Consider the following 7,360-nt stretch of genomic DNA (forward strand, 5'->3'; position numbering starts at 1 on the left):
TTAAAACTCGAAATTCGACCTTTTACTTCAAAAATTATCTCTTTAAATTCATAAATCTTATCTATCTTCCCAACTCGCTTGCAGCTGTTCCGCTCCTGCTCCATTCGGCTTAACGCCTCATTGCGCCGGCTCTGCACAGCCGCAGCTCGCCTATTTTTTGCTGGAAGAGCGGACAATGCGGAAGCCAACGTTGCCGTAGACGCCGCTGGCGCTGTTCCAGTACTTGTCGTCCACCTCGCAGTAGTTGGCGCTGCGGTACCAGCAGCCACCGCAGTAATAGCGGCTCTCGTTGCCGTGGGAATCCCAGCACCATTCCCTCATGTTTCCGCTCATGTCGTAAAGACCGTAGCCGTTCGGCTTTTTCTGCGCAACTGGATGTGTCTTACTTCCGCTGTTGCCGTCATACCAGCCCACTTCGTCCAGGTTGTCGCTTCCGCTGTACTCATAGTTCTCTCCGCCCTTTGCCGCGTACTGCCACTCTTCCACTGTGGGCAGGCGGTAGCCGTTGGCTGCTTTGTCGCAGGCAAAGTTTTTACTAAAATTTTCCCACTTGCTATATGACCATTCCCTAAGATTTTCTTTTAAAAATTCCCATTTTTCAACACTTGAAATTCCATTATACGAATAGCATGGCTTTAAGCCTACTTTCTCACTCAGCTTGTTACAGAACACAACAGCATCAATCCAGCTTACATTTTCTACAGGCAAGTCATCGCCTTTAAAATAGCTCGGATTACTCTCCATTACTGTCTGCCATTGCTTTTGGGTTACCTCTGTTTTCATCATCAAGAAATCTTTTCCTGGAATTACTGCGAGATTAGCATCAAAAAGTTGTGCATACATATCAGCTTCACGTTTTTCTTTCCCCGCTCTTTCAGCCGCTCCCCATATTGATTTTTCTTCCGGGTGGGCTGCAAGCCATTCAGCCATATATTTATATTTGCCAAGCAAATACTCATAGTCGCTTGCTGAGGTTAAAGCAGATGAAAAAGTCAAAAGAGCTGCTAGAATCAGAAATAGTTTTTTTAGTTTCATAGTTGGGTACACTCCTTGTTAATTAGTTTTGCTCAAGATATTCAAGCCAGTTTTTGTTTTCTTTGACAACATTTCTATTTTTGTCAATTTCCTTTACCGTTAGGGACAAGCTATTTTCTACGATATTTAACTTTTTCTCCAAATCCGCAAGGGCTTCCTCTTCTTTTTCCCCATAGCTAAAATAAACAACCCTTTTCCCGTCTAAAATCAGTTTATGGAACATTGACTTTAGCAAGACATCATCATAGTTAAACCCGAATCCAACAACAGCGATTTTTTCACACCCTTTGAATCTGTTATAAATATCAACAAAAGGATAAATGGAATCTATTGAAACCAACGGTTTTAGCGCAGTCTGCGGAAAAATAAACGGAACGCAGGTCTTAGCTTTTTCTGCCTGCTCACCGCAAACAATGTCAAAACTCTTCAAATCAAGATATTTATTTGTCACGCCGTTTAAGAACGTTATATTCAAGCCATCAATCTCAGAATAATTTGTAGAAGCAATATCAAAATTCTCCGGATTGTTTTCTTTTATATCTGAGTAATATGTGTTTTCAAACGGTTTCTTCTCATTAAAGAGCTGCTCTATGCACTGCTGGATTATAAACAGGAATGAAACAATTTTGTTTTTCTTAGTCTCAGAGGCATCTGCTTTTTTGCCACAAGAGTTTTCCTTGAAAAGATAGCCGTAATACTCATTTAATAGAAGCTGGTAGTCAAAAATTTCGGAATATATTTTCTTTACTTTATCACTGAGCTCTATAAACAAATTTATTTGTTCTTTGCCAACATTTTCTACTTCTTCATTATCTTTTTTCGCCAGCAGGACCGAAAGAGTCTCAGCTTTAAGTTTAAGGAAATTTTCATAGTCAATTGAAAAAATGCTGTTCACTGAATCATTAAACAGTTCTTGAATTTTATGCCCCAACTCTAAGTCTGTTATAGCATTCCGCCTTATTGCATCCGCTTTTTTTATTAAATAAAATGCTGCAAATGTTTGCACAAGTGCCAAAAAGTTTTCCTTTGTATAAATTGTTTTTTTTTCTCTTGGCTTGGCATTTTCATTTAATTCTTTTGATTCCTTAAAACTGTTTCTACTATCAATGTACATTTTAAGTTTATTTTCATCCTCATCATTAAAATAAGGAAGTTTGTCGATATGATTTTCAATTATCGATTTCAGCACCAGGTTGTATTCATTTACCCCAAAGGGTTTGAATTTCTTTTCATCATCGTCATAATACTTTTTAAAATCCTTTTTTGCCTGTTCTATAATTTTCTCTTCTGGAGAGAATATCATCATTGCAAAGTCGCTTCCTGTTGGCATGCCAAAACAAACTTCCGCGCCAGCTCCAAAAAGAATACCTATTTTACCGTCTTTTTCTTTCATATTATTTTTCCAAAATACCCAGATTTTTCTCTCTCTGTGTCCTGCCGCACATATCCAAGTGTCATTCCCGCACTCGATGCGGGAATCTGTATTTTTTTTACAACAGCACCCGCTCCATTCGGCTTAACGCCTCATTGCGCCGGCTCTGCACCGCCGCAGCTCGCCTATTACTTGCCTGTTGAGCGGACAATGCGGAAGCCCAGGTAGTCGTCGGGGCCTGCGTAGTCCCAGTAATTGTAGCCCACCTCGCAGTATGTGCCGCCGTAGCGCCAGCTGCCGCCGCAGAGATAGCGTTTGTGGCCGTCGGGGGAATCCCAGCACCATTCCCACACGTTGCCGCTCATGTCGTACAAGCTGTAGCCGTTAGGCTTTTTCTGTGCTACAGGATGTGTCTTTCTTCCGCTGTTGCCGTCATACCAGCCTACTTCGTCAAGATTGTTGCTGCCACTGTACTTATAGTTCTCTCCGCCCCTTGCCGCATACCGCCACTCTTCCACTGTGGGCAGGCGGTAGCCGTCGGCGTTTCTGTTACATTCAACATTATCTTCATTTATAGAATAGGCCGGCTCAAGCCCGGCTTTCTTGCTCAGTTTGTTGCAGAACTCAACAGCGTCATACCAGCTCACTTTTTCCACAGGCAAGCTGTCGCCTGTGAAGCGGCTCGGATTTTTCCCCATAACAGCCTTGTACACAGCCTGCGTTATCTCTGTCTTTGACATTACAAAATCTTGTCCTGGAATAATGGCAAAATCAATGCCGCTGCGTTTTTTACAGTCCGCTGCTAAATAATAACAAGCCATCCAAAAATCATCTCCAACCAGTCTTTCAGCCTGTCCCCTTTCTTTTCCTTTACTCTTCAATTCCTTGATTATTCTGTCTTTCTCTTTCTCTTCCGCCACAACGCCTTGAATCTCCCGCAAATCCTGCACTGGCTTCATCTCGCGCACAAGCTCCTCGTTGAGCGTGCTTGTCTGCACAACTTTGCCGCTCACGGTGTTTATTGCGCGCAGCTTTGTAAAGTAGAATGTATAGGTGCTGGGCTTGTCCTTTGCGGCGGCTATGGCGTTGTAGTCAAGCTCAAAGTACAAAATAGGGTCTCCGCGCACCAGAAGAGACGTGTACATGTCGGTGTTGCTTATGTACTCTTCAAGCTGCGCGTCGCTCGCCGTTGCCATGTCAGGGGCTGCCTTTCCTGCTAGTGTCTCGTACTTTACAATGAACGTGTCCTGGAAGAGCAGGATTCCGTCCGAATACAGCGAGAGGTAGGCGTTCCAGCCGCACTTGTCGCCGTCGTAGGTTCCGTAGCCCACCTTAAGCTCGCCTCCCATGCTGCTCACAGTCTTTACAACGGCAAGCGTCTTGTAGTCCGCGTCAATGCTCTGCAAAAGCGCGTTCTGCTGCGCCATTGTAGACTGCTTTACGCTCTCGCAGTCGGCAAGGAACTTTGCAAGAAGAGCATCGTTGTTTGAAAGCACCTTGTTCGCCCTGCGCTGCTTTGCGGCCTCGGTGGGTTTTCCGTCCTTCATCTCGACGCTCGCCCAGTTTGCCTCAAGAATTTTTAAGGCCTGCTCTGTCTCGTCATCTTTCATCTGCGTGTAAAGTTCCACGCTACGCGCTTCCACACCCTGCCGTATCTCCACGAGCGCCTTCTTCTTGCTTTCAAGCATGCTTATAAGGCCGAGCACTCCCTGCTTTTCTGTCTTTAGCTTGCGCACCTCGGCTGCTTTTGCCGCGGCATCTTTTGCAAGCTTGTCGCGCTGTGTCTTTAGGGCAATGCTTCGTTCCGCCTCAAGTTTTGAGTCCGCGTCGGCACGTGCCTTTTGTGCCTTCAGTTCTTCCTGTCGTTTTTTTTCCGCATTTTGTTTTTCTTTAAGCAGGGCTTTTTCCGCCTCGATGCGGTTCTTGTTCTGGATGGCGTTTATGTCGTTGCTTGTCATAAGCTTGGAAAGCTCAGCATCGTACTCGTTCATCATCTTCTGGAACTGAGCCTCATTCTGCTTTGCAAGGGCAAGCTGGTCGTCAACGCTAAAGTTTGAAGAGCCGCTCGCAAGAAGATTCTTGTTCAGGTCGCTTATCTGAATGCCAAGTTTTTCGCCAAGCGTAAGGGTTAGCTCGTCTATTGCGCCAGTTGAGCCGTAAAGGTATTCGGCCTTTGAATATTCCTTGCTTGTTGCGCTTGCCATCTGCTCGCCAGTTGTAAGGTCGGTAAAATCCACGCTGATTACATATCCGTTGCCTGTCTTGCGAATTTTTGTAAAGAGCGCGTATTTTGCGGTTGTAATTTTTCCAAGCTCGATTGCGGTGGACTCATCGCGGGCATTGCTTTCGCTTTCCGCCTGGAGTTTTTTTAATGCCGCCTCGGACTTTGAGTCAACCACAGTTTTCATTCCAAGAAATTCCTGCAGGTTGCTCTTTAATTTGTCCTGAATCTGTCCCGGAAGCCACGCCGCCACTGAACCGGCAAGGTTTACAACTTCCTGATTCACAACCTGAACGGAGTTTTTTTGAAATTTATTTTCTTTTTTAGCATTATTTTCTATTTTAGCATTTTGTTCTATTTTAGCATTATTTTCTATTTTAGCATTTTGTTCTATTTTATTATTGTTTATAGAAACACTTTCTGTCGTTTCGCAAGAATTAAGAGATAGTATAAAAACAATCACTAATAAAAATACTATTTTTTTCATTTAGAATTTTCCTTGATACTTTCATTTTCTAAAAATTTACAGATAAAATATTCAACAGTGTTATCTTTTGGCTTATAAATTATACTCAAAGTTAGCTTTTCTTCTTGTAAAATATTTTTAAAGACTCTCTCTAATCTTTTGCATAACTAAAGGTTAAAGAGAGCCAAACAGGTTTTATTCTTTACATTAGATAGTCCGCCAGTCTCGCAGCTTCTTCTGTTGATGCCTTCGTCTGCGCTTCCTGTGCGTCCATTTCTTTTGCCTTTAACGCTGTCTTTGCTGTCTCGGCGTTGCTTGCCGCAGCATCGGCGTTTGCTTTTGCGCGCTCCGCCTCAAGACGCGCCATCTGCGCCTTGTAAAGAGCCTCCTCTTCTGCCTGTTTTGCGGCGTCCTTCTTGTCCGCGTCTGCCTTCATCTCGCTGAAGAGAGCGCCCACTTTCTTCTGTGTATCGGTAGTCAAGTCTGCGCCGCCCATAACGTCCATAAGATACTTCTTGCAGAGGTTGTCCCAAGTGCCTTTGTCCATTGAATAAACTGTGTAGTAGATGTACTGCTCGCTCTGATCTTTTGTTCCAGCCCTTGTTGTGCGCACTTTCTGGAAGAATCCTGTCTCCTCGCGGAGTCCTGTCATGTCCGCCTTTGTCTCGCTTGCAGCAACATAAACCGCCTCAAGCTGCCCCACGTCGTTCAGACCCTGGCCAACGCGTCCGATTACCTTCTGGCTAAGCTCCGCCGCCTGAGTGTAGGCAAATCCCGCGCGGCTCAAAGCCTGGGCTGCCGCCTCTGTTTTTCCTGTCGCCATGCTCACCTTTACAACGCGGTTTGCATCTGTTCCCCACTGCTGTTTGAACGTGTCTGAGTTTCCGCGCCTCATGTTCTTGAGCCACTGCGGAGCCTGCGCTTCGCCTAAAGTCCTGTCCGTCCAGTCAACAACCACAACCTTGTCAACATCGTCGTCAACATCGTTGTCAACATTAACATTGAGCGACGAATCCAGTGCAACCTTGGTGCTCCCGCAGCCCGACATTCCAAGAGCGAGCGCGGCCGCCACGCATACAAAAATCACCTTTTTCATTTTTTTCCTCCAGATGAAAAATTCTATAACTCAAGAAAGCCGCTCAAATCTTTTTTTACAGCTTCCTCAGTTTCCTTTGAAAGTTTTGGAAACGCCTTTTTCTGGGCGTTTTCAAGCGAATATGCGACAGACTTTTCCGCCGCCTGGACCTCGCACGAATAAACCGTTTTTTCCTCTTTGTTCTGGATTTTTAGTTCCAGTCCGGGTTTTATAGATACAGGCTCGCTTCCCGACACATTCAGCTCTATGAGGACTTCCGCAATGTAGTTTGCCTGCTCAATATTTTTGGAGACTTTAAGCCCGCAGTCTGTAAATACGGAAGAAACCGCGCTTTCCGCAAGGCGGCTATAGTCGTTTTGCGTCTGAATATATATAGAACAGTTCTGCCTGCTTTCCTCAAAAATCACCGGAACATGAGAGATTTTGTCGCGCTCGTCCTGATAAGCCGCCTCTTCATTTGGGTTTATGATTCTGCCGTACTCAAGTTTTTCCAGAAGCTCTGTTGCGCTCCGCCACACCTTGCCGCACATTCCGGCTTTGGAAAAATAGTCCGGCTCATTTTCAAGATTTTTGTAGAGACCGTTAAAGCTGTTTTTTTTGATTTCAATCTGAGGCTTGTACTGCTGCCATGCGTCATTGCGGTTCATGTAGACCACGCAGTACCACTTTTTTTCCGCCTTGTAGTAGAAAGGCTCGGTGTACTCAAGAGCAAAAAGCTCCACCTCGGACTGAACATTCACGTCGTCCACAACAAGAGTTTTCTCCTCCGCAGAATTTGCCGCTGTAACGGAAGTCATTGTCGTTGAAAGATTCGCGTTCACGCTTGTCTTGAAGTAGCGCGAGAGCGCGGCGGTTGCATCAGTCCTTGCTTTTTCGGCTGTATCGCCGCTTCCGCGCTGGGCAAGATATTCAGAATTCGGATATACAGTCCTGTAGTTCTGAACCCATTGCGGCATCGCCGCTTTTTTTGCAAAAAGCGGCAAAAGACAGCAAAATACCGCCGTCAAAATGAGGAAAGATTTTTTCATGTGATTTTCTCCAGAGACAAAAAAGGCGGATTCCGCACGCACAGGCACGCAAATTCCGCCTTTATAAGGATTTTTATAGATGGGGTATGAGAATTTACATTTGGAAGAGAGTACGCCTGCAGCAATCGAGCAATCGAGCAAT

At 45.0% G+C, this 7,360-nt stretch carries 5 protein-coding genes; all 5 read right to left on the reverse strand.

Going from position 1 to position 7,360, the window contains the following annotated elements:
* Positions 1–150: 150 nt before the first annotated feature.
* The 5 genes from B4N75_RS03845 to B4N75_RS03865 all read right to left on the reverse strand — a co-directional run bounded on the left by B4N75_RS03845 (position 151) and on the right by B4N75_RS03865 (position 7,218).
* Entirely contained in the window at positions 151–1,035 is an 885-nt protein-coding gene (locus B4N75_RS03845) for a formylglycine-generating enzyme family protein (protein ID WP_296706625.1), read from the reverse strand.
* 22 nt (positions 1,036–1,057) lie between these two features.
* Positions 1,058–2,428 carry a hypothetical protein gene (locus B4N75_RS03850; RefSeq protein ID WP_296706627.1) on the reverse strand — a complete coding sequence of 457 codons (1,371 nt, stop codon included), beginning with the start codon at positions 2,426–2,428 and terminating at the stop codon, positions 1,058–1,060.
* A 167-nt stretch (positions 2,429–2,595) separates the two neighbouring features.
* A complete protein-coding gene (locus B4N75_RS03855) occupies positions 2,596–5,115 on the reverse strand; it encodes an SUMF1/EgtB/PvdO family nonheme iron enzyme (protein ID WP_296706629.1) in 2,520 nt (839 codons plus the stop codon).
* Positions 5,116–5,296: 181 nt separating this feature from the next.
* Positions 5,297–6,190 carry a hypothetical protein gene (locus tag B4N75_RS03860; RefSeq protein ID WP_296666897.1) on the reverse strand — a complete coding sequence of 298 codons (894 nt, stop codon included), beginning with the start codon at positions 6,188–6,190 and terminating at the stop codon, positions 5,297–5,299.
* A gap of 23 nt (positions 6,191–6,213) precedes the next feature.
* Positions 6,214–7,218, reverse strand: coding sequence for a hypothetical protein (locus tag B4N75_RS03865; protein WP_296706630.1), 1,005 nt, complete (start codon positions 7,216–7,218; stop codon positions 6,214–6,216).
* Positions 7,219–7,360 lie beyond the last annotated feature (142 nt).

It is taken from the genome of Treponema sp. UBA7570 (genome assembly GCA_002477955.1).
In the GTDB taxonomy this organism is placed as follows: domain Bacteria; phylum Spirochaetota; class Spirochaetia; order Treponematales; family Treponemataceae; genus Treponema_D.

Bases quoted from the DNA above. Each gene is read 5' to 3' on its own strand.
- B4N75_RS03845 (WP_296706625.1), bottom strand. From the start codon at position 1,035: ATGAAACTAAAAAAACTATTTCTGATTCTAGCAGCTCTTTTGACTTTT.
- B4N75_RS03850 (WP_296706627.1), bottom strand. From the start codon at position 2,428: ATGAAAGAAAAAGACGGTAAAATAGGTATTCTTTTTGGAGCTGGCGCG.
- B4N75_RS03855 (WP_296706629.1), bottom strand. From the start codon at position 5,115: ATGAAAAAAATAGTATTTTTATTAGTGATTGTTTTTATACTATCTCTT.
- B4N75_RS03860 (WP_296666897.1), bottom strand. From the start codon at position 6,190: ATGAAAAAGGTGATTTTTGTATGCGTGGCGGCCGCGCTCGCTCTTGGA.
- B4N75_RS03865 (WP_296706630.1), bottom strand. From the start codon at position 7,218: ATGAAAAAATCTTTCCTCATTTTGACGGCGGTATTTTGCTGTCTTTTG.